Raw genomic sequence first — 22,426 nt, 5'->3', positions numbered from 1 at the left:
AGCTGGACCGAATAATAGTCGCTGAGGTTGTCGATCCCGACAACGCGGTCGCCGCGCTCCATCAGGCGGCGGGTAACGGACGAGCCGATAAAGCCGGCGGCGCCGGTAACGAGGACATTCATGACGGCTCCCTAGCGGCGGACCGGCGGCTCGACAATTGTCGGATAGCCGTGCAGCTTGGGTCGAGTGCGCGGGGGGCAAGCGGCGATGGCGGGGCAGGGGCAGGGGCAGCAACCGGCGGGGCATCTCCTGCGCGTGCTCGGCCCGGCGTTCGCGCTTGCGGTCGGGCTTGGGTCGGTCATCGGCGGAGGCATATTGCGCACGCCCGCGACTGTGCTCGACGCGGTGCCCGATACGAGCATCGCCCTATTGTTGTGGATCGCGGTCGGCATTCACTCACTGATCCAGGCAAATGTCGTCTGCGAGGTGATGACGCTGTGGCCCAAGTCGGGCGGGCAGATGATTCCAGCGCGCGAAGCTTTTGGTGAGCCGGGCGGGCTACTCGTGGGGTGGACTGACTGGCTGGGCAGCGTCGCCTCCATCGCGTCGCTGGCCCTGCTCGGCGGAGAATTCCTGGCGCTGATCTTTCCCGATCTCGCGACCAACAAGATGGGGATCGCGGTAGCCGTGCTGACCGCTGTCGTCGGTGCCCGCGCGGGTGATCGTGAGGGCGAGCGATCGCAGCTGGTCGGAAGCGCGCTCAAGACACTGTTCCTGCTCGGCGTCGTCGCGTTGATCTTCGTCGCCGTGCCCGCGGCGGCGCCGATGGCGAAGTCAGACTTGTCGGCTGCGGTGACGACCGCTCCATTTGGCTTCGCAGCGTTGGTGATCGCTTACCAGACGATCATCGGTGCCTACGCTGGCTGGCCCAATGGCGCCTATTTTGGCGGTGAAGACGTCGATCCGGGGCGCAATATTCCGCGCGCTATTTTTACCACCATCATTACGACGGGCCTGCTCTTCATCCTCGTCACCTTCGCGCTGAACCATGCCTTGACCCTGGCCCAGCTTCGCCAGTCCAAGCTGCCGATCGCCGATGCGCTGACGCCGCTGCTCGGCCCCGACGCGGTCAAGCTGGTCGCGGCCGGCGCGGCGTTGATCGTGATCACTTGCTGCAATGCCGGCGTGATGGTTGCATCGCGGGTTCTTTACGCTTTGGCCGAAGACCGATTATTTCCTTCGGTCGCCGGCCGGGTCAATCGTGGCGGGTCGCCCTGGGTTGCGTTGGCGATGACCTTCATCGCGGCGCTTGGGCTGGTTTTCACCGGAAGCTTCGAAACGGTGTTCGTGATCATGGCGGCGCTTGGTATTGTGCCGACGCTGGTCGTGGAATTGTCCCTGTTCAAGCTCAGGCGCGACCAGCCCGACTTGGGCAGGCCGTGGCGTGCGCGGCTGTATCCGTGGTTGCCGGCGCTCGCGATAGTGCTCGACGCCGGGCTGCTGAGCGGCTTTGTGATCGCCGACCCGAAAAGCGGGCTGTTCATTATCGGGGCGATCGCGATCGTGCTGCCGATCGGACTCGTCATGAGCCGCCGTCGACACGAAATCGCCACCTGAATCGCAACCTTTTCGTCGGATGCGCCGTTTTTGTGGGCGATGCTGTGCCCCGCCAACGAAAGCGCTTGGCCAGGGCCACGACTTTGTCCGCGTCGATTTTTACGACGTTCCTGGCCAGCCGTTGTTCGGCGAATATTGTCTTTACCCGGGATCGGGGCTCGACCCGTTCGACCCGGTCGGGCTTGACGACATGCTCGGTGAAAAGTGGCGGGCGGCGCGGGCGGCGCTGGGACGCGATTAGACCGCCTTAACTTTGTCGCCTTTCCCTGTTAAGGACGCGCCATGCTCAATATCAACGGAATCACGGTACGCCTTGGCGGGCGCACGATCCTCGACCGCGCCACCGCGCCGATACCGCCGGGCGCGCGGGTCGGGCTGATCGGCCGCAACGGTGCCGGCAAGTCAACCCTGATGAAGGTCATGATCGGCCAGCTCGACCCCGACGAGGGCGAGATCGAGATGCCGCGCAAGACCCGCCTCGGTTATATCGCGCAGGACGCGCCGTCGGGGGAGCGCACGCCGTTCGAGACAGTGCTGGCCGCCGACACCGAGCGCGCCGCGCTGATGGCCGAGGCCGAAAGCTGCCACGATCCCGATCGGCTCGGCCATGTCTATGAGCGGCTGCTGGCGATCGACGCCTATACCGCCGACGCCCGCGCGGCGCGGATCCTGCTCGGGCTCGGGTTCGATGAGGAAATGCAGGGCCAACCGCTCGATAGCTATTCGGGCGGGTGGAAGATGCGCGTCGCGCTCGCCTCGCTGCTGTTCTCCGAGCCCGACATCCTGTTGCTCGACGAGCCGTCGAACCACCTCGACCTCGAGGCGACGCTGTGGCTCGAGAATTTCCTCAAGGCTTACCCCGGCACGCTGGTGGTGATTAGCCACGAGCGCGACCTGCTCAACAATGTCGTCGACACGATCCTCCACCTCGAGGGCGGCAAGGTCACGCTTTACGCCGGCGGCTATGACAGCTTCGAGCGACAACGTGCCGAGCGGATGGCGCAGATCGCCGCAGCGCAGGCCTCGCAGGACGCCCAGCGCGCCCGGCTGCAGGATTATATCGCGCGCAACTCGGCCCGCGCATCGACCGCCAAGCAGGCCCAATCGCGCGCGAAGATGCTCGCCAAGATGCAGCCGATCGCGGCGATGGCCGACGATCCGAGCCTCAGCTTCGACTTCCCGTCGCCGACCGAGCTGAAACCTCCGTTGATCACGCTCGACATGGCGGCGGTCGGCTACACCGAGGGCGCGCCGATCCTGCGCAAGCTCAACCTGCGGATCGATCCCGACGATCGCATCGCGCTGTTGGGGCGCAATGGCAACGGCAAGACCACGCTCGCCCGGCTTCTGGCGGCGCAGCTCGCGCCGATGGAGGGCGAGGTGCACGCCTCGGGCAAGATGCGGGTGGGTTATTTCACCCAGTATCAGGTCGAGGAACTGCACGGCGACGATACGCCGCTCGAGCATATGACGCGCATGATGAAGGGCAAGACGCCCGGCGCGGTGCGCGCGCAGCTCGGCCGGTTCGGATTTTCGGGCGACAAGGCGGTGACGCGGGTGGCGAAGCTGTCGGGCGGCGAGCGGGCGCGGCTGGCGCTGGCGCTGATCACGCGCGACGCGCCGCACCTGCTAATCCTCGACGAGCCGACCAACCACCTCGACGTCGACAGTCGCGAAGCGCTGGTCCAGGCGTTGAACGGCTATGACGGGGCGGTGATCCTCGTCAGCCACGATCGCCACATGGTCGAACTGACCGCCGATCGGCTGGTGCTGGTTGAGGACGGTCGGGCGCTGGATTATGCCGGGTCGATCGACGATTATATCGACTTCGTGCTCGGTCGGAACCAGCCCAAGGGCGAGGCCAAGGCCAAGCCCGCCAAGCTCGACAAGAAGGCCGCAGCGAAGGCTCGCGAGGACGCCCAGGCGCTCAAGCAGGCGGCGACCGACGCCGAGAAGGCCAGCGCGAAACTGGCGGCGGAATGCTCCGCCCTTGACCGCGCGATGTTCGACCCGTCGAGCGCGTCACCCGATCTCGCCGCCTTGCCGATGACCGAACTCTCCCGCCGCCGAGCCAAACTTGCCGCCGAACTCGAAGCCGCCGAAGCGCGCTGGATCGAGGCGAGCGAGCAGCTCGAACAGGCGGCCGCCTGAAAGGTCGAGAGGCTATCGCCGCTGTGGCGGAGCGGTCGAGTTGCGGACGACCAGGGTGGCAGCGACGACGACCGACGTTTGGGTTAGTTCCGAGCGACGTTGGTGTGCGACGATCAACTCCACCGCTTTCGACGCCAACCCGGCAATCGGCTGGTCTATCGCGGTCAGCGGCGGCTGCACGAAGCGAACGATCGGCGTATTGTCGAAGCTGATCAGCGATAACTGATCTGGGACCGCCAATCCTCGGCAGTTTGCCTCTCGAAGAGTTGCAAGCGCCATCTGGTCATTGCTGGCGATGATCGCGGTTGGCGGATCGGTGAGCGATAGCAAGTTACCGGCCGCGTGGGTCCCCGACGCGAAGCTGAAGTCGCCCTTTGCCAGCATCCCATCGATCGCGAGCCCGGCCTCGCTCATCGCCGTACGCCACCCGTCGACCCGCCACGCGCTGAGCGAATATTCGGGTGAACCCGAAATGAAGCCGATCCGACGATGGCCCAGATCGATCAAGTGGCGGGTCGCCATCGCCGCGGCATTTTCGTCGTCCATCGTGATCGAAATGCCTGGCCCCGGCTGTTTCGTGCCAATGCGAGCGAAGCTGATCTGTTGTTCCGCGAGCATGGCGGTGATCAGCGGATTGTCGCTGTGCGGAGGGGTCAGGATGACGCCGTCCGGCTGAAGCGCGGCAATCGTGGCGCGCAACTCACGCTCGACATGGTCATTATGCGTGTCGACCAGTTCCAACATCAGCCGATAGCCGTATTCCGCGGCCTTGATCATGCCGCCGAGCAACATCTGGTCGACCCAGTCGGCACCTTCGCGGCTGCGCCAGTCGGCAATGGTGCGGTCACGATCGTTGAGCGCCAGGATGAGGTAGGAGCGCGACCCGCTCATCCGCTGGGCGGCCAGCGATGGCACATAGCCGAGCCGGTCGATCGCTTCCTGGACGCGCTGCTTCATCTCCGGCCGAACGCCGGCCTCATTATTGATGACCCGGCTCACCGTTTGCAACGAGACGTCCGCATCGGCCGCCACATGCTTGATCGTTACCGCTTGGCGACGCCGTCCCATTCTGCCCCCTTGCTTCGGTCCGGGCTAGCCAATTCATCCTGGCGTTGCCACACCCGCACCCAATCGACCTGCATCGATCGTGGAAAGCCGGAAAGGCTCACGCCGCCGAGGTTGCGACCCTCGGGCAGGTGACCGCCGATCGCCAGATTCAGGATGAGGTGAAAGGGCTGGTCGAACGGCGCATGCGGATCGGTCGAGGTCGGGGTCGACCATTCGCCCAGCAGCCGCTCAACATAGGGCCGGCCATCGACCGACCAGGCAATGCGTTCGGGGGACCAGTCGACGCGATATGTGTGAAATCCGTCGATTGCACCCGACAACTCGACTTCGGTCGACAGATATTTGTTAGCCGGTGGGTGATCACCGAAATGGATCGTTCCGAGGACATGATTTTCACGCCCGCCGGCGCACTTTACGCAAGGCGTGCCAAGGTTGACCGCTTCCATGATGTCGATCTCGCCCGAGCGCGGCCAGGAGCCGTAGCGCCATTTCTCCGGCAACATCCAGATCGCTGGCCAACTGCCCTGGCCGAGCGGAAGCCGAGCGCGGACTTCGACTCGGCCGTAGCGCCAAGATGCCTTGCCGCGGGTCACGAGCCGCGCCGAGGTGAACGACTTGGTGGCTTCCTTGGCGCCGCCGGTACTCCCCGGCTGTCCGTGCATCTGAGCCGGGCCATGCCAGGTTTCGCGGCGCGCGGTGATCGACAAGTATCCGCCCCCTACGGACGCATTGCTGCGACGTGCGGTATAGCACTGCCGTTCTTCATTGCCGCCGCCGGCACAATCGACATCGAAATCCCATTTGCGCCGATCGATGCGACTGCTGCCAAATTCATCCGACCACACCAGCTTCCAGTCAGGTTCGGCTACCGGCGGCGCAACCGGCGCGGCAGCCATCGCGGCGGCGAGGATTAACCCCGCGATCATGCCGCAGCGGCCTTGCTGGCGCCGCAATAGCGGGCGACATACTCGGCGTGGGCGGGAAGGCTGGCGACCGTCTGGTCGACCTGCCCGCGCAACGTGTCCAGCAGCTTGATCATTTCATCGTCGGGCAACTTCATCGCAATCGGGTGATAGCTTCGCGGCGTAATCCCCTGACCCAGCATAACCTGCACCCAGCTGTTCTCGGCGAACAACTCCTCATTCCTGCGGAACACCCGCCCGGTCTCGCGGAACAGCTCGATCTTGTGAGCCAGCGTGTCGGGGATATCCATCGCCGCGCAATGGCGCCAGAACGCGCTGTCGCGGCGCTCGGTGGCCTTGTAGTGGAGGATCAGGAAATCGCGGATCTGCAGCATGTCGGTCATCTGCTGGTCGTTAAATTCATCGATGTCGCGCTGGCTGATCTCGCGCAGCGGCAGCATCCGTACAAAGCGCAGCACGGCGCGCTGAATCAGGTGGATGCTGGTCGATTCCAGCGGCTCCATGAACCCGCCCGACAAACCGATCGCGACGCAGTTTCGGTGCCACTGCTTGCGCCGGGCTCCCGTAGTGAAGCGAATGAAATTGGGCTCGGTCAGCCGATCGCCCTGGAGGTTGCCGGTAAAGCGTTCCAGCGCCGCTTCACGGTCGAGGTAATGGCTGCAATAGACAATGCCATTGCCGGTCCGGTGCTGCAGTGGAATGCGCCATTGCCAACCGGCATCATGCGCGGTGGCGCGGGTGAAGGGCACCGCTGGTCCGATCGACCGGGTCTGCGCGGCAATTGCCGAATCGCAGGGCAGATAGTGGCTCCAGTCGTCGAACCCGGCGTTCAGCGCGCCCTCGATCAACAGCGCCCGAAACCCGGTGCAGTCGATGAACAGGTCGCCTTCGATACGCGTTCCGCTGTCGAGCGTCAGCGCGCCGATGTTGCCGCTTTCGCCGTCCAGTTCGACCGCGGTGATCTTGCCCTCGACGCGGCGCGTGCCATCGGCTTCGGCCATAGTCCGCAGGAACCGGGCATAAAGGCCGGAATCGAGTTGGTAGGCATAATGCATCCGGTCATCGGGCAAATGCGCGAATTTCCCGGCCTGAGCGGCTTTCAGCTCGAGACAATAATCGCCGTAGGAGCCGGCCATCCCGCGCTCGCACGCGTCCAGCCAGAAATGCTGGAATCCGGCGGACCAATGATCTTTTCCGCAGATCCCGAACGAATGGAAATAGCCTTCGTCGAGCACCCGCCAATTGTCGAACTGGATACCCAGCTTGAACGTTGCCTGGGTCGCGCGCATGAACTCGGCTTCGTTGATGCCCAGCAACCGGTTGTAGGCGACCAGCGGCGGGATAGTGCTTTCGCCGACACCGACCGTGCCGATGGCCTCGGATTCAACCAATGTCAGATCCACCAGCGGGCCCAGCGTGCGCGCAATCGCGGCCGCCACCATCCAGCCCGCGGTGCCGCCGCCGGCAATGACGACACGCTTCAACGGCCAGTCGGTCGATCGCATGTCGGTCGAACGCGGGCCGTTCACCGCGACAAGGCCCGCAACAGGTTGGCGCGCAACTTGCCGGCGGTATCGGGCGTCAGCGGCGCCAGCACGCCCCGGGCGTCGGTCGGGATATGGCTTGTCACATCGTCTCCATTGTCGAATACATAATGGTTGAACAGCGCGCGCCAGTAAGCTTTTTGATGGTCGGGCAGGTCGCGGACCGCCAGCATGGCGTGGTTGAGTGCGTCCTGTGGTTGACCCAGATAGCGCGCGCTATCGCGCCACCAGTAATTGACCAACACGTTGAACGGGTCGAGCGCCTCGACATGGTGCCACCACAGCGACGGAATGAACAACGCATCGCCAGGAGCAAGCTCGGCCACCAGCGCGTGCGACAGCGCCGTGCGGAATTTCGGAAAAGTATCGAAATTGGGCGCCTTCAGATCGACCATGCTGACCGTCCGCCCGGCGGGGGTATGTTCGACCGGGCCAAGGTAAAGGTTGGCGAACTGGTCGGGCGGAAACAGGGTGAAGCGGCGGTGGCCGACCGCGCAGCAGGCAAGGTTGTCGGGGTAATCATTATGCGCGGCGATGCGGGTCGGGGTGCCGATCCAGATGCTGGCGAGTGGATCGCGCGCGCCCAGCGCAACAAGGTTGGCGTCGTGCAAGCCGTTGAAAAAGTCGTGCAGGTCGATTGATGCCAGATACATGGCCGGCCCGGCGGGATTGCCTTCATTGGCGTCGATGGCGGAAAAAATCTCGGGCAGGCTGGCGCGCAAGGTACGAAAGTTTATCGCCATTTTGTCATCGTAGAATAACCGCTCGCCGCCGCCCGGTCGGCCGATCGCGACGGTAAAGGCGCGTTCGCGGCGATGGCGCAGCAGATAGGCGCGGGCGGCGGCGCCCGATTCTCGTCCCGCCTGAACCAGCGGCCAGTCGGCAACCAGCCCTCGTACCACGAACGGTGTCGTCGCCCCGGCCAGCCGGGTGTCGAGCGCGTCGGCGTCAGCCAGCACTTCTTCGGCCACGCGCGGCAGCGCGCCGAAATCTACGCCAGCTGACTCAGCCACGTCCAACCCGTCGGTTCTTGCGTTCGATCAACGCCGGGATGTTGGACAGCGACGCCAGCGCCATGAACACCGGCATGAGGTGGCCCGCGGCGTGAAGGTCGCCCAGCGCGGCGGAGTCGAGGGCGTAAAGCTTGTCCTCGTCGATCAGGTGATAGCCGACCATGCGCTGGGTCGATCCGTCGACCAGATCGACGTCGAGCGAGAAGGGTTCGAGCAATTCGAAATGGTTCAGCGCAGAAAAGAACTCGGCTGACTCGCGATAGCCGGCGTCGAGGTTCCCAAGTTGTTCGGCGACGGTATCGAGATAGGGCGACGGTGCGCCCGTGTCGTCGAACAGTCGCATGCCCTCGCCATCGGTGGCGATGCGGGCATGGCCCATGTCGACGTGGACCTGCCCCGGTCCGTCGCCATCGGACGCGCGGCCGATCAGGAACGGTTGGATGCTGAGCGCGAGCGGACGGTAGCTGGCGTCCCAGCGCCCGTCCTCGATGAACAGATTCTCGTCCTGCTCGAACCCCATCAGCGCCAGTGCCGAAAAACTGTTGCGCTCGATGTCCAGCCGAAACAGGATCGGGAACTGGTTCTGCAGCCGGCGAAATTCGTTCGGCACGGCAAGACAGGCCATCACGTTGTCGCCAAGCGCCGCGCCGACCCCGGTATGGACGCGCAGGTCGCGATGAGTGGCATTGTCGAGAATTTGGTGCTGGCTCATGCCGCCGGTACTTTCTGGGACTGCGGCGTTACGGCGCTGCGCAACGCGTCGAGATAGGCGCGATTCGTCGGCAGCGCCGCCGCCAGCGACCGCGACCGTTCGCGGATCGAACGATCGAGCGGAGCGCCGTGCCGATACGCTAGGTCAGGGACCGCGCCGCCCATGCCGTAGTAGACATATTGATAGCTGGCGGCGGGAAACATTTCGTCGATCAGCGGGAAATCGCCCGGCGACGGCGGCTGGCCGCGCCACAAGCGAACCAGGTCGGCGAGATGCGCGGGCACGCTCTGGGCCGCGCGGTGCGCCTGCCAATAGGGCTCCGGTCGCCGGCTCAACAGGTAATGGAGCTTGAGGAAATCGATGATCCGATCCCAGCGTTCGCGAAAGCGGGCGTTGAACCGGCGAGCGTGGATCGGCATCGTCTCGCGGTTCGCCGGGAAATTGTCCGCCAGGGCGCGCAGTGACAGCTCGGCCATGACGATCGCCGAGGCTTCGAGTGGCTCGAGGAAGCCCGCGGCGAGCCCGATTGCCAGGCAATTGCCCTTCCAGAACTGGTCACGGTGTCCGGTTGGAAAGGCCAGCCGGCGCGGTGCCAGCGACGACTGGTCGACATCCGGCGCAGTGCGCATCAGGTATTCGCGAAGGATCGCCTCGGCGCGCGCGTCATCGGTAAACTTTGACGAATAGACACAGCCGACGCCGCGCCGCGTTGGCAAGCCGATGTCCCACAGCCACCCCGCCTCATGCGCGGTGCCGATGGTCTGTGAGGCGATCGGCGAAATACCCGCGACCGGCACTTGCACCGCCAGCGCGCGGTCGTTGAACAGGACGTCGCCGCGCTCAACCCAGTCGACCCCGAAATGTCCAGAGATCAACAGCGCGGCATGGCCGGTGCAATCGATGAACAGGTCGCCTTCGATGCGGCCGTGGTCGCGCGTGGTGACGGCGGCGATATAGCCCTCGTCGTCAGGCTCGACCGCGATCACCTGGTCGGCGACGTGCCGCACGCCGAGCCGGTCAACCGCGTGATGTGCGAGCAACGCCGCAAACTTTACCGCATCGAGGTGGTAACCGTAATTGAGCGCACCGGCATAGTCGGGCATCGCGCGCTGGCGCGGGGCGAGGTCGCGCGCGCACGCCTCGGCCTGTGCCGTCACCGCCGCAGCGAAAGGCATGTCAGGCGCCTCGCCGCGCCACGCCGCCACCAGTTCATTCGGGTCGAGCGGGGGCGGCGGGGAGAACGGATGAAGATAGCGATCGTCCGCGCCGCCATCGCGCCAACCATCGAACCGCGATCCCTGTTTGAACGAACCATCGCAGGCCAGCAGGAACTCGGCCTCGCCGATGCCGATCGTTGCCAGCGTCTCGCGCAGCGTCGGCCAGCTGCCCTCTCCGACCCCGACGGTCGGAATGTCGGGCGCCTCGATCAGCGTAATCGACGGTGGCCGCGCGGCGAACTTGGCCGACCGCGAGGCGAGGTAGGCCGCCGCCAGCCAGCCAGCAGTACCGCCGCCGACAATGATGATACGCTCGACCGGCCGTTCCATCTGTTCCGCCTGCTTCGCCGCCGCCTTCGCCGGAATGGCGGGCGAACCTCCCCGGCGCTGGTGAACGACTGTCCGTTACCCAGCGCCGGGAATCAACCCCGCAGCCTTAGAAGCTGTAGCGAACGCCTCCCGCATAGCGAGCATAGCCCGGTGCCGCGAAGAACTTCGCCTGATTGCCGCGCATATGGCCACTGCGATCGGCGTTGGTCAGGTTGATCCCTTCGGCGAACACCGTCAGCCCCTTGCGCACCTCGTAGCTAGCGCTCGCGTCGAACTGACCATAGGAATTCACGTAGAACGGGTCGAGCCCGTAGCCGGCCAGGAAGCCCGCGCGCCAGTTATAGGCCACGCGCGCCTGCAGCCCGCCCTTGTCGTAAAACAGGACCGCATTGGCCGAATTGCTTACTCCGGGCACCGCGAATTGAGTGACGGTGTAGCGCTTCGCATTGTCGTATTGCGTGTCGCTCTTGACGATCGTGTAGTTCAGGATGGCGCCAAAGCCGGTATTCCAGAAGCTATGCTGGATCGCGAACTCCCAGCCCTTGAGGTGCGCCACTTGGTCGCTGTTGCCCGGCTGCCCGACGGTAAATACCAGCGCTGGATCACTGGGCGAGCTGAGGATGCCGTCAGGTGCATTATTCCCGTCACGATGAATCAGCGCGGGATAGTTTGTCTGGACGTACGCCAGAATCTGCTGGAACGTCGCGTTCGGGCCCAAGGCTGCCTTGGCTGCATTGAATGCAGCCCCCTGACCAGGGTTGGTCAGCCCGAACACAGGCCCCTGCGTGGTCGTCGTCCCGATGAAGTTGCTCACCGTCTTGTGGAAGAAGCCGATCGAGACATAGCTTTCGCGACCATAATACCATTCGGCCGACAGATCGATATTCTTGGACTTGTACGGCAGCAGATTGGGATTGCCGCTGGCACCCGTGCTGCCGCCATTTGGACGGGCAGGTGAGACAACCGTCAGTCCGCCCTGCAGGCTCGCATAATCGGCCCGGGTGATGGTGTGACTGTAGGCCGCACGCAACTTGAAATCGCGCATCGGCGACACGTCGAAATCAACCGCTGGCAGCCAATTCTTATATTCACCCTTAAGCGTCGTGAAGTCCGATGTCGTCGGCTGGATGATCGAAATTTCGTTGAATGCGGCCAAGAAGGTCGTGGTCGGGACGGGCACGAGCGCCGAGCTCGAAACTTTCGTCCGCTCATAGCGAACGCCCAGCCGGAGATGAGACGGGTTGCTGAACAGATTGAACTCGTGGGTCGTCTGCGCGTAGGGCGCGATCGATTTCTCGCGAATGCGGCGATCGACCGTGTAATTCGCCAGGCAAGCGCCCGGCGTGGCCGAAGCTCCGCAGATGTTGAGTTTACTCTGCAGCAAATTGATCAAGCCGACGGTATCGACCTGGAAATAATTGGGGATAATGGCCGGATCATTCGATCCTTCCATGCCGCTGAGCCGGTCCGGCAAGCCGATAATGGAGTAGAGATTGTCCGGCGTGTCGGCGGCGGACAGGGTGCCACCCCAGGTGTCGTTCTGGATGTTACCAAACGCCGAACGGACCTTGTTGTCGGTCAGGGTCGCGCCGAAATCGAGGCTCTTGATAAACGACGTATCGAAATCATAGCCGGCCTTGAGCGAGACCTGGTTGATGCGGTCGCGCATGTAGGCGTTGCGGAAGGCATTGCCCGCGGGGCGAATATTTGCGGCGTTGAGTTCCGATCCCGGAGCCAAAACGACCGAGATCACCGGCATGTCGTGGGTGTAATCGACCTTCTGCGACTGCACGCCGAAGATCGCGCTGCCCACGGCGATGTTGCTGCCGTAGGGGGAGGTCGGCTTGCTCTCCGCGGTCGAGTGGTGCGCGTCGAGTTCCAGGCGCGCGCCGCCCAGGCCATGCCATGCCAGGTTGCCGCCGATCGACCGATTGGTCGAGCGATTGGCTGCGACCGCGCCGGTGATCGCGAGATCCTTGCCCGGCCCGAACACTTCCGAATAGAAATTCGGGCTGGCCGCAGGGCCGTCGGTCCAGCTGCTGCTGGTGTTGCTATGGTTGAACCAGACGCCGATGCTGCTGGTCCGGGAGTCGACCGTGTTCTGCGAAAAAGTATAATCGACCGTCGCTAGCAGATTTTCGGTCGGCTTGGCTTGCAGCACCAGCTGGCCGTTGATCCGCTTGCGATCGACGTCGGTGAAGTCATAGCCCGCATTCTGCGTCGTCTGATAGCTGTCGGTTGCCTTTGGGCGATTGACGATGTTGTTGCTGCTGCCGCACCAGTCGTTCGGCCCGGCGGCAAGCGCACCCCAATTCCCCTCTTGGCAGCCGTCGCTGCCAAGATACCCTTCGCGCCAGCCGGCATTGAATTGGGCCTGGCTCGACTTGCGGCGCTGGTAAGAACCGCTGACGAGGATCCCGATCTTGTCGTCGGCAAAGGTGTCGCTGATGATGCCCGAAATTTCGGGTGACAACTTACTGCCCGAGAAGCGCGAGGTGTCGTACACCGCCTTGAAACCGAAGCTACCCTTGAGCCCGGGCCGATCGAGCGGGCGCGCGGTCTTGATATTGATGACCGAGCCGATGCCGCCTGTCGGCAGGGCCGCGCGGCCCGACTTGTAGACTTCGACCGCAGCAATGCCTTCGGAGGCAAGGTTGCCGAAATCGAAACTGCGCGAGGCGGGCGCCCCGCCGCCGCCAAGGCCAGAGGCTGGCATCTGGCGGCCGTTAAGCAGCACCAGGTTGAAGTCGGGTCCAAAGCCGCGGACCGTGACCGACGAGCCTTCGCCATTGCTGCGGTCGATCGACACGCCGGTGATGCGCTGCAGCGACTCGGCGAGGTTGGTGTCGGGGAACTTGCCGATGTCCTCGGCCGAGATCGCGTCGACCACGCCCTGCGAGTCGCGCTTGATATTGCGCGACGTCCTGAGGCTGCCGCGGATGCCGGTCACGATGATTTCGCTGTTCGCGTTAGGATCGGCGGCGGGAAGGGCGGCGGTCTGAGCCGCGGCCTGCTGCGGAATGGCGATCGCGGTCAGCGACACTCCAACCATCAACGTCGCCAATATGTGGCTGCGGCTCTTCGTCATTCTGAAATCCCCCTCCGGTGATTGGAGAGCCGCACTGTCGTCAGCTTCTTCCAACTCACCGGTAGATTTGAATGTGAACGTTCACTTTGTCAAGCGGGCTTTGGCGCCCGGAATGAATATTTCGGTCGGCTGTTCATCAAGCCACTATTAGCTAACGTTGACCAAGAGCCTTGCCGAAGGCATCGAACCGGTTCGGTCTAGGGGGTAACAAGCATGGATTGGAGCCGATCTTCAGCCTTCGGTGAACTGCCGGATCGGCTAGGGTGAACCGACCGTCATCTGCAGGGCAGCGGCAGCCGCTCGGTTTCCTCGTCGCCTATGCGCTCGCCTGGTCGGGCGGTTCGATCGCCTATACGCCGTTTCTGACGCTGCTGTTGCCGATTCGCTTCTCCGACCTGGCCGGCGACGGCGACGTCCGATGGCTGGCATTTTGTGCCACCATCGGCGCAATTGCTGCCGGGATATCGAACATCGCGTGGGGATGGGCGAGCGATCGCTGGCCGCGCGCGACCCGCCGACGGCGTTTGCGCTGGTCAGCAGCTGGACTTGTCGCAACCGGCGTCGGTGCGTTGGCGATCGTCCTGGCCGACGATCCCCGAACGCTGGTGATGGCCGTGGCCGGTTGGCAGGTCGCGCTCAATCTGATGCTGGCACCGCTCTCCGCCTATGCCGCCGACAGCCTCGACGATCAGCAGAAGGGATTGCTGGGCGGGATGCTTGCGTTCGCGCCAGCCTTTGCCGCCTTGTCGGTGATCGGTGTGGCGATGGTGCCAGGAGATCTCGCGCACCAGTTCGCGCTGATCATGCTGATCGTCGCAATGTCGTTCCTGCCGTTGCTGGCGCGTGCCACCGCTCCCGCGTTCGGCGCGGTCGCCGGCACGCGCCGTCGCGAGCAGGGCGAGCGACCAAAGGCTGAAACGCTGTGGACGCTATGGCTCGTCCGGCTATTCGTCCAGATCGCCGAGGGCTTGGTTTTCCTGTTCATTTTCTATTTCCTGCGCACGGTCTCGTCCGGCAAACTCTCGGTCGGAGAATATGCCTGGACGAATGCCGCCGTGCAGCTCGCGGCGATCCCCGTGGCCCTTTCGGTCGGGCGCCTGTCCGACGCGCTGAACCGGCGCAAGCTACCACTGATGGCAATGCTCGCCCTGATCGCGATCGGACTCGCCGGGATGGCAATGACGGGATCGTGGATGGCGGTGATTGCCTCCTACGCGGTTTTTCTCATGGGATCGAACAGCTTTCTCGCGCTGCATTCGGCCTTTGCCATGCAGCAATTGCCCGATCCGGAACGCTTTGGCCGCGACCTAGGCCTGTTCAATCTCACGAATACGCTGCCATCGCTAACCTCGCCGATGCTCGCGGCGATCGTGATCGGCCGCTTTGGCTATCACGGGCTGCTGGGCAGTCTGGCGGCGATGATGGTGATCCCTGCGGTAATTCTTTGGAGATTGAAAATCCGCTGATTCTGGTTGGTGACTTGCCTTCGCACGCAGACCCTGCCTATCTTTGGGAACGTTCTCAAAAATGAGCGGGGGAGAGCAATGGTCCACGAAAAACGGTTTGGCGGGCGGGGTGCTCTCGTTGCGACGGTGGTTGGCGTCCTCCTTGCCAGCGCGGCCTCCGGTGCGGCCTCCGGCGCCACTCGTGTCTCCCTTGCGCCAACAAGCCCAGCGGCGACTGCGCACCCCTTGCGCTGGCCGCGAGCGCATAGTCCGGCGGCGTTCACCAACGCTGCGACCGAGGCTCGTATCGGCCGCGTCATCGCTCGCATGACGCTGGAGCAAAAGGTCGGCCAGACCATTCAGGCCGATATCAGTTCGATTACCCCGCAGGACCTCGACCGCTATCCGCTGGGTTCGATCCTCGCCGGCGGTAACAGCGGCCCGTTCGGCGATGAACGCGCAACCAGCAGCAAGTGGGCCGAGATGGTCCGCCAGTACCGCGCCCACGCAAGCGCCTCGGGCATTCCAATCCTGTTCGGAGTTGACGCGGTCCACGGCCATTCCAACCTGCCCGGCGCGACCATTTTTCCGCACAACATCGGGCTCGGCGCGATGCACGACCCGGCGCTAGTCCAGCAGATCGGGGCCGCAACTGCCGACGAAGTCTCTGCGAGCAGTATCGAATGGACTTTCGCCCCGACCCTGGCCGCGCCGCAGGACCTGCGCTGGGGACGAAGCTATGAAGGCTATTCGTCTGACCCGGCGCTGGTTGCCACTTATGCGCGTGCCATGACGCTTGGCCTCCAGGGGCGGTTGACCAGCGGCAACCCTATCGCCGCAAATCATGTCGCCGCCACTGCCAAGCATTTTCTTGCCGACGGGGGCACGTTCGGCGGGAAGGATCAAGGCGACGCCCGGTTAAGCGAGTCGCTCCTGGTCGCCCACCACGCCCAAGGCTATCCCGCAGCAATCGACGCGGGGGCGTTGACCGTCATGATCTCCTTCTCGAGCTGGAACGGGGTCAAGAATCACGCCAATCGGTCATTGATCACCGACGTGCTGAAGGGCCGCATGGGTTTCGCCGGACTGACCGTTGGCGATTGGAACGCGCATGGCCAGGTCGATGGCTGCACCACGATTCACTGCCCGCAATCATACAACGCCGGGCTCGACCTAATGATGGCGCCCGACAGCTGGAAGGGACTCTACGACAATACAATCGCAGATGTTCGCGCCGGGCGTATCCCGATCGCGCGCATCGACGACGCGGTACGGCGGATCCTTCGGGTCAAGGCCAAGCTGGGTCTGCTCGATGGCAGGAAAGTGCGCGATGAGCCGTCGCGGATCGGCCATGCGGAGCATCGCGCGATCGCACGCCGCGCCGTCGCCCAAAGCCTCGTGTTGCTCAAGAACGAGGGCTCGCTGTTGCCGATCCGTCCCGGCACCAGGGTGCTAGTAGCTGGCGACGGTGCCGACGACATGGCCAAACAGGCGGGTGGCTGGACAATCACCTGGCAAGGACTTGATACGACCAAGAAGGATTTCCCGGCTGGTCAGTCGATCTATGACGGCATTGCCGAAGCAGTTACCGCGAACGGCGGAACGGCTACGCTGTCCGCCGACGGCCGCTTCGAGACGCGGCCCGATGTCGCGATCGTCGTGTTCGGCGAAAATCCTTATGCCGAATTCCAGGGTGACGTTCCCACGCTCGCCTACCGTCCGCAGGACACCAGCGATCTCAAGCTGCTCAAGCGCCTGCGCGCGGCTGGCATCAAGGTGGTGTCCGTGTTCCTTTCGGGCCGTCCGCTGTTCACGTCGCCCGAGATCAACGCCTCCGACGCGTTCGTCGCGGCATGGCTGCCGGGCACCGAGGGCGGCGGCATCGCCGATGTACTCATCGCCGGGCCAGGTGGCCGCCCGCGGCGTGATTTCACCGGGCGCTTGTCATTCGCCTGGCCGAGGGATGCAAGATCGCCGATCGGCCGACCTCTCTTCCCGCTCGGCTATGGCCAGAGCTACGCTAGGCCGTCGCATGTGCCGACGCTGGCCGAAGCGCCGGGGATCGACGTGGCGGCAGCGCTCAACCTCGACCATTATTTCGAAAAGGGACTTGCGCTGGCGCCGTGGACGATGTCGCTGTCGGACGAGGGCGGTGCGCGCCCGGTTAACGGTGGCACCGTGTCCAGCCCATCTGGGAAGGTGAACTCTCGACCGGTCGACTTGGCCGCGCAGGAAGACAGTCGCATGGTACGCTGGATCGGCGCCGGCACAATGTCGTTCGACGGACCGAAAAGCGATCTGACCAGGGAAGCGATCGAAGGTTTCGGGTTGGTGCTTGACGGCCGCGTCGACGAACCGCCGGTCACGCCGGTGAAGCTTGGATTTGCCGGGATTGATGTGGACGTCACGTCGTTGCTTGGAAAGGCTGGACCGATCAGGCTGGCCGTACCGTTGCACTGTTTTACCACCGACAAGGCGCTTCTGACCGCAGTCGAAAATCCTGCGCGGATCGCCACGCAAGGCCCGCTTGCACTGACCATCAAACGTCTCGGTCTGGAGGCCGTCGCCGACCAGCGTTGCCCCTGACAGAAATACCAGTCGTCTCCTGGCAATCCCGTTTCGTTACGTTTCGCGAGACCGCCAGGTCATCAAAGCGTTGTTATCATTGAAAAATGGTGGACGCACTTGGGCTCGAACCAAGGACCCGCTGATTAAGAGTCAGCTGCTCTACCAACTGAGCTATGCGTCCATGCCGATAGGCAATGCAGCGACGCGGCCGAGGGCGGCGTGTTGCGATCGGGCCTCTAACAAGCGTCGCGGCCCGGTGCAAGCGCTTTACTCGAGGCGTGACTGGCTGCGCTGCTGGCGCTCGAGCGCCATGAGGATGCCGAGGCAGAGCATGATCGTCATCACCGCCGATCCGCCGAAGCTGACGAGGGGGAGGGGCACGCCGACGACGGGCGCGAGCCCCATGACCATCATCAGGTTGATCGTGACGTAGAAGAAGATCGTCATCGACAAGCCCGCGGCGGTGAGCTGGGCGAAGCGCGACTTGGCGTTGGCGCTGACCCTCATCCCCCAGCGGATGACCATCCCGAACGCGAGGATGAGGAGGACCCCGCCGACCAGCCCCCATTCCTCCGCCATTGTCGCGAAGACGAAGTCTGTGTGGCCTTCGGGGAGATAGTCGAGGTGGCTCTGGCTGCCCTGGAGGAAACCCTTGCCCCAGATCCCGCCCGATCCGATCGCGATCTTCGACTGGCTGATGTGATAGCCGGCGCCGAGCGGGTCGCTTTCGGGATCCATGAAGATGAACACGCGCTTGCGCTGGTAGTCGTGCATCATCGAGAAGGCGATCGGCGCGGCGGCGGCAAGTGTCAGCCCCGAGCCGACGAACAGGTAAAGCGGCAGGCCGGCGAGGAACATCACCGTGATCCCGCACAGCACGACCATAATGCAGGTGCCAAGGTCGGGCTGGACCAGGATCAGGAAGGCGGGGACGCCGAGCAGCACCAGCGCGGGCCAGATTGCGCGCCACTTGCGGATCTCGCCGGCGGGCAAGAGCTCGTAGAAGCGGGCGAGGGTGAGGACGATCGCGGGCTTCATGAACTCGGACGGCTGGAGGCGGATCGGGCCGAGCTCGAGCCAGCGCTGGGCGCCTTTCTTGACGAGGCCGAGCGCCTCGACTCCGATCAGCATCACGACGATCAACGCGAAGATCGGGAAGGTCGCGGCCTTGATCGTCGATTCCTTGAGCCACGACATCGAAATGGCGAGGCCGAGGAAAAACAGGAAGATCATCGCCTGCTTCAGGGCCCACGGGCGAACCGATCCCCCCGCCGCCGAATAAAGCACGACCAGCCCGAACCCGGCGATCGCCACGATCATGAAAATCAGGCGCCACGGCAGCTTCGCCAAGGGGCGCGGGATGATGGCTGAGCCGATCATCTAACAAAACCTCATGATGGCTGAGCCGATCATGCTTTCTTGTCGCTCGGGGGCAGGCCGTTGGCTGCACGCCAGGCCTTGGTCTTGACGGCGAGGCGCTGGTCGAGCGGGCCGCCGATGCTGTTTTCGAACGTGTCGAGCGCGGCGAGACCCTTCTGGCGATCGAACAGGTAGAGCAAGGTGTCTCGGATGATCGGCGCGGCGACCTGCGATCCGAATCCGCCATGTTCGATCACCGCGGCGGCACAATAACGGGGCTGCTCGACCGGTGCGAAGGCGACGAACAGCGAATGGTCGCGCATCTTCCAGTTGAGGCTCTCGTTCGTCCGCACACCGCCCGAATTGCGCTCGGCCATGCTGATCCGGCGGACCTGCGCAGTGCCGGTCTTGCCCGCCATCTGCACGGTATCGAGGGGCAAGCGCACGGCGCCTGCGGTACCGATGCTCGAATTGACCACCCCGCCCATCGCCTCGCGGACGAAGGTCAGATGCTCCGGCGTGACATCGAGCGCCGCCGGGGTCGGCATGCGCTGCCCCGCGATCAATCGCGGCTGGATGACATGACCGCTCGCGATGCGCCCGGCCATCACCGCGAGCTGAAGCGGATTGACCAGCACATTGCCCTGGCCAATCGACATGTTGACCGTGTCGTAAATCTCCCATTTTCGCTTGTAGCGGCGCATTAGCCACTCGGGGTCGGGCACTGTCCCGTAGCGCTGCGAGAAGGGCAGGTCGAACTTCTCGCCGAACCCCATGCGGCGGGCCATCGGGGCGATCACCCCGACCCCGGCGCGCCGTGCCATTTCGTAGAAGTAGATGTCGCAGCTCTTCACGATCGCGTCAGACATGGCGACCGATCCGTGACGCTTGTCGCAGTGGAAGATGGCATTGCCGACACGGTAGGCGCCCGTGCAGAAGACATGCTCGTTCGGGTTGATCCCGGCCTGGAGCAGCGCGAGGCTCATCAGTGGCTTGATCGTCGATCCCGACGGATAAAGGCTCTCGGTTACCTTGTCGACGAGCGGCAGATGGTCGTTCTCCGACAGCATCCGCCACTCGTTGCGGCTGATCCCGGCGGAGAAATTATTGGGGTCGAACGACGGCATCGACGGCATGGCGAGGATGTCCCCGCTCGCCACGTCGAGCACCACCACCGAGCCCGACTGGTCGCCGATCCGCCGCGCCGCATATTGGTGAAGGTCGGCGTCAATCGTCAGCTTGACCATGCCGCCGCTGCGGTCGGGTTTGGGGTCGAGTTCCTTGACCAGCTTGCCGCGCGCGGTGACCTCTACCCGCTGCCCGCCCGGCTGGCCGCGCAGCGTCATTTCCATCGCCTTTTCAACCCCCTCCTTGCCGATCTTGACGCCGGGGATGATCAGCAGCGGGTTCTTGTCTTCCTTCTCATATTCCTTGGCGGACGCGGCTCCGACATAGCCGACGAGCTGTCCGACGGTCGATCCGCCGGGATAGTAGCGTGCGAAGCCGCGCGATGCTGCGACGCCCGGCAATTCGGGCACTCGGACGATGATCGAGGCATATTTCTCATAGGGAATATTATCGGCGACCGAGACGGGCTTGAAGCCGCGCGCCTCGTCAAGATCGCCGTTGATGCGGTCGATCTCGTCGGGAGCGAGATCCAGCAGGCTAGCCAGCGCCGCAACGACCTTCGGCCGATCGACGATCTGCTGCGGGATGAGGTCGACGCGAAAGCTCGACCGATTGATTGCGATCGGCTTGCCGTTTCGGTCGATGATCCACCCGCGGCGCGGCGGCACCGGGATCAGCTGGACCCGGTTACTCTCGGACAGGAGCTGGTATTTTTCGTTCTGGGCGACCGCAAGATAGGCCATGCGCCCGGCGAGCAGCGCGCCGAACGCCGCCTGCGCGCCGCCGACGAACAGCATCCGGCGCGAGAAGCTGATCGACTGGAGGGCGCTGGTAACGCGCTGCCTTTTGCTCATGACATCGAGCTTCTCAACGGCCCAGCCGCCAGCGGTCGAGCGCGCCGACTACTCCCCCGACCACCGGGAAGGCGACGATCGAGACGAGGATCGGTGGGATCATCGAGCTGTACGGCACCTGCGCGCCGCTCCACGCCGCGACCCGCCAGTCGAATGTTTCGCTGAGCAGAACCAGGACCGCGGCGAGCAGCCACTCGATCCAGTAATCGCGCCACAGCGTGCGGCGGTCGGCAAGGTCGAGCAACAGCATCACCGCCGACCATAGGGCAATCGACTGACCCACCGGTGAACCCGTGATAAGGTCGTTCGCGAAGCCGAGCGGGGCTGACCACCAAGCCGGCCACGCATCGGCGCGCAGTAACCGCCAGCCGATCAACACGAGGAAACCGAAATCGGGTGCCCAACCCGTCTGGGCGACGATGGGCAGCAGCGACAGCGCCGATCCGGCGACGACGCTCGCGGCGGGCACGAGCAGCGCGTTGCGGCGCGGACCTTTGCCGATCGCGCCGGCGCTGGGCTGGAGCGCGGAGCGAACCATCAGGGCCTGGCCGCGCCGGCGGTCGGATTGACCTTTTTTACCACCGGCGGAGGAGTCGGCGGTGGTGGCGGGGCCTGTTCAGCGAGGGGCTCGAACGGCCGCTCGACGATCGCGAAGCTCGCGCTGGCAGGATCGGCGAGCGGAATCGCTACCGCGCCATCGTCGTCGAGCCTGACGATACGCGCCACCGGGATGAGCGGCGGATAAAGCCCACCGGTGCCCGACGTGACCAGCAGGTCGCCAACCTTGAACGGGTTGCGTCCGACCTCGAGCGGGCGAATGTCGAGCGTCCCGTCGCCGCGCCCGGTCGAAAGCACTGGCAGCCCGCCGCGCAACAGCCGCGCGGGGACGATGTTGGCGCGGTCGCTGATCAGCAGCACCCGGCTGGCGAAGCGCCCGGCCTCGATCACCCGCCCGATCAGCCCGCCGGCCGATCGCACCGGCATCCCGACCTGGACCCCGTCGCGGTATCCTACTGACAGCACCGCGAAGCGCCGCGGACTTTCATAGCTCGACCCGACGATGCGCCCGGTTGCGACCGCGACGCGGCTCTGTTCGCGAAGCTGGAGCGCGGCTTTCAGCTGGGCGTTTTCAAGCTGGATCGCCTTGGCCTCGACCATCCGCTGCAGCATCGCTCGATTGGCGCGGCGAAGGTCGCCGTTCTGGCGCGCCGCGTCCCAATAATTACCCGCCCCGCTGGCCAAGCCGCCGACGGTCGACGTTACCGCGCGCAGGCTTCCCGTCAGCGGCGCGGTCACGTCGAGTGCGACCCCGCGCACGCTGGCGTAACTCGACGGCGCGATGATCGACAGGGCGAGCAGCAGCAGCCCGACGACCACACCGGCGATTGTCGCCAGCAGCCCGAAGAACAGCCCGTATTGCGCGCGCCTCGACCAGCCGGGGCGCGACCCTGCCGGTGGCGCCACCATCC

17 protein-coding genes and 1 tRNA gene are annotated in these 22,426 nt (G+C 64.4%); 5 read left to right on the top strand and 13 right to left on the bottom strand.

From position 1 onward, the window contains the following. A partial coding sequence (locus tag Q0R27_RS07020) for an NAD-dependent epimerase/dehydratase family protein (RefSeq protein WP_293942766.1) occupies positions 1-122 on the bottom strand: 122 nt, incomplete at its 3' end. Between the two features lie 64 nt (positions 123-186). Between Q0R27_RS07020 and Q0R27_RS07015 the strand changes: the two genes are divergently transcribed. The 3 genes from Q0R27_RS07015 to Q0R27_RS07005 are packed head-to-tail and all read left to right on the top strand — an operon-like array spanning position 187 to position 3,708. After that, positions 187-1,557 carry an APC family permease gene (locus Q0R27_RS07015; RefSeq protein WP_293942748.1) on the top strand — a complete coding sequence of 457 codons (1,371 nt, stop codon included), beginning with the start codon at positions 187-189 and terminating at the stop codon, positions 1,555-1,557. 19 nt (positions 1,558-1,576) lie between these two features. Further along, positions 1,577-1,798, top strand: a complete 222-nt coding sequence (locus tag Q0R27_RS07010) for an ATP-grasp fold amidoligase family protein (protein ID WP_293942747.1) — start codon at positions 1,577-1,579, stop codon at positions 1,796-1,798. Positions 1,799-1,839: 41 nt separating this feature from the next. Next, positions 1,840-3,708: an ABC-F family ATP-binding cassette domain-containing protein gene (locus tag Q0R27_RS07005; protein ID WP_293942746.1), complete on the top strand. Its 1,869-nt coding sequence runs from the start codon at positions 1,840-1,842 to the stop codon at positions 3,706-3,708. A gap of 12 nt (positions 3,709-3,720) precedes the next feature. On the opposite strand, the gene Q0R27_RS07000 is transcribed toward Q0R27_RS07005, so the two are convergent. The 7 genes from Q0R27_RS07000 to Q0R27_RS06970 form a co-directional block, all read right to left on the bottom strand. Next, positions 3,721-4,776, bottom strand: coding sequence for a LacI family DNA-binding transcriptional regulator (locus tag Q0R27_RS07000; protein WP_293942744.1), 1,056 nt, complete (start codon positions 4,774-4,776; stop codon positions 3,721-3,723). Next, the gene (locus Q0R27_RS06995; RefSeq protein WP_293942742.1) at positions 4,752-5,702 is read right to left on the bottom strand and encodes a glycoside hydrolase family 16 protein; all 951 of its coding nucleotides are present in this window, start codon (positions 5,700-5,702) and stop codon (positions 4,752-4,754) included. Before Q0R27_RS06995 ends, Q0R27_RS07000 begins: the two co-directional genes overlap by 25 nt. After that, positions 5,699-7,204 carry a tryptophan halogenase family protein gene (locus Q0R27_RS06990; RefSeq protein WP_293942764.1) on the bottom strand — a complete coding sequence of 502 codons (1,506 nt, stop codon included), beginning with the start codon at positions 7,202-7,204 and terminating at the stop codon, positions 5,699-5,701. Before Q0R27_RS06990 ends, Q0R27_RS06995 begins: the two co-directional genes overlap by 4 nt. Before the next feature lie 20 nt (positions 7,205-7,224). Then, positions 7,225-8,256: a cupin-like domain-containing protein gene (locus Q0R27_RS06985; protein ID WP_293942738.1), complete on the bottom strand. Its 1,032-nt coding sequence runs from the start codon at positions 8,254-8,256 to the stop codon at positions 7,225-7,227. Then, the gene (locus Q0R27_RS06980; RefSeq protein ID WP_293942736.1) at positions 8,249-8,968 is read right to left on the bottom strand and encodes a SapC family protein; all 720 of its coding nucleotides are present in this window, start codon (positions 8,966-8,968) and stop codon (positions 8,249-8,251) included. The genes Q0R27_RS06985 and Q0R27_RS06980 overlap by 8 nt, the downstream gene beginning before the upstream one ends. Next, positions 8,965-10,515, bottom strand: a complete 1,551-nt coding sequence (locus Q0R27_RS06975) for a tryptophan halogenase family protein (protein ID WP_293942734.1) — start codon at positions 10,513-10,515, stop codon at positions 8,965-8,967. The genes Q0R27_RS06980 and Q0R27_RS06975 overlap by 4 nt, the downstream gene beginning before the upstream one ends. A 106-nt stretch (positions 10,516-10,621) precedes the next feature. After that, entirely contained in the window at positions 10,622-13,603 is a 2,982-nt protein-coding gene (locus tag Q0R27_RS06970; RefSeq protein ID WP_293942732.1) for a TonB-dependent receptor, read from the bottom strand. 374 nt (positions 13,604-13,977) lie between these two features. Here Q0R27_RS06970 and Q0R27_RS06965 point away from each other — a divergent pair, with 374 nt between their 5' ends. Then, on the top strand, positions 13,978-15,069 hold the full coding sequence (locus tag Q0R27_RS06965; protein WP_293942730.1) for an MFS transporter: 1,092 nt from the start codon (positions 13,978-13,980) through the stop codon (positions 15,067-15,069). Positions 15,070-15,294: 225 nt separating this feature from the next. After that, entirely contained in the window at positions 15,295-17,634 is a 2,340-nt protein-coding gene (locus Q0R27_RS06960; protein WP_293942728.1) for a glycoside hydrolase family 3 protein, read from the top strand. An 87-nt stretch (positions 17,635-17,721) separates the two neighbouring features. Here Q0R27_RS06960 and Q0R27_RS06955 read toward each other — a convergent pair. The 5 genes from Q0R27_RS06955 to mreC all read right to left on the bottom strand — a co-directional run bounded on the left by Q0R27_RS06955 (position 17,722) and on the right by mreC (position 22,424). Continuing rightward, positions 17,722-17,797 (bottom strand) — tRNA-Lys (locus tag Q0R27_RS06955). An 86-nt stretch (positions 17,798-17,883) separates the two neighbouring features. Further along, positions 17,884-18,996 carry a rod shape-determining protein RodA gene (rodA, locus tag Q0R27_RS06950; protein ID WP_293942726.1) on the bottom strand — a complete coding sequence of 371 codons (1,113 nt, stop codon included), beginning with the start codon at positions 18,994-18,996 and terminating at the stop codon, positions 17,884-17,886. Positions 18,997-19,025: 29 nt separating this feature from the next. Continuing rightward, positions 19,026-20,957, bottom strand: a complete 1,932-nt coding sequence (gene mrdA / locus Q0R27_RS06945; protein WP_293942724.1) for a penicillin-binding protein 2 — start codon at positions 20,955-20,957, stop codon at positions 19,026-19,028. A gap of 13 nt (positions 20,958-20,970) precedes the next feature. Beyond that, positions 20,971-21,495, bottom strand: coding sequence for a rod shape-determining protein MreD (mreD, locus tag Q0R27_RS06940; RefSeq protein ID WP_293942722.1), 525 nt, complete (start codon positions 21,493-21,495; stop codon positions 20,971-20,973). Next, positions 21,495-22,424 carry a rod shape-determining protein MreC gene (mreC, locus tag Q0R27_RS06935; protein ID WP_293942720.1) on the bottom strand — a complete coding sequence of 310 codons (930 nt, stop codon included), beginning with the start codon at positions 22,422-22,424 and terminating at the stop codon, positions 21,495-21,497. Before mreC ends, mreD begins: the two co-directional genes overlap by 1 nt. Between the last annotated feature and the right edge of the window lie 2 nt (positions 22,425-22,426).

The sequence above is a fragment of the Sphingomonas sp. genome, assembly GCF_025362505.1.
GTDB lineage: Bacteria > Pseudomonadota > Alphaproteobacteria > Sphingomonadales > Sphingomonadaceae > Sphingomicrobium.
This window is presented reverse-complemented; position numbering and strand designations above follow the sequence as displayed.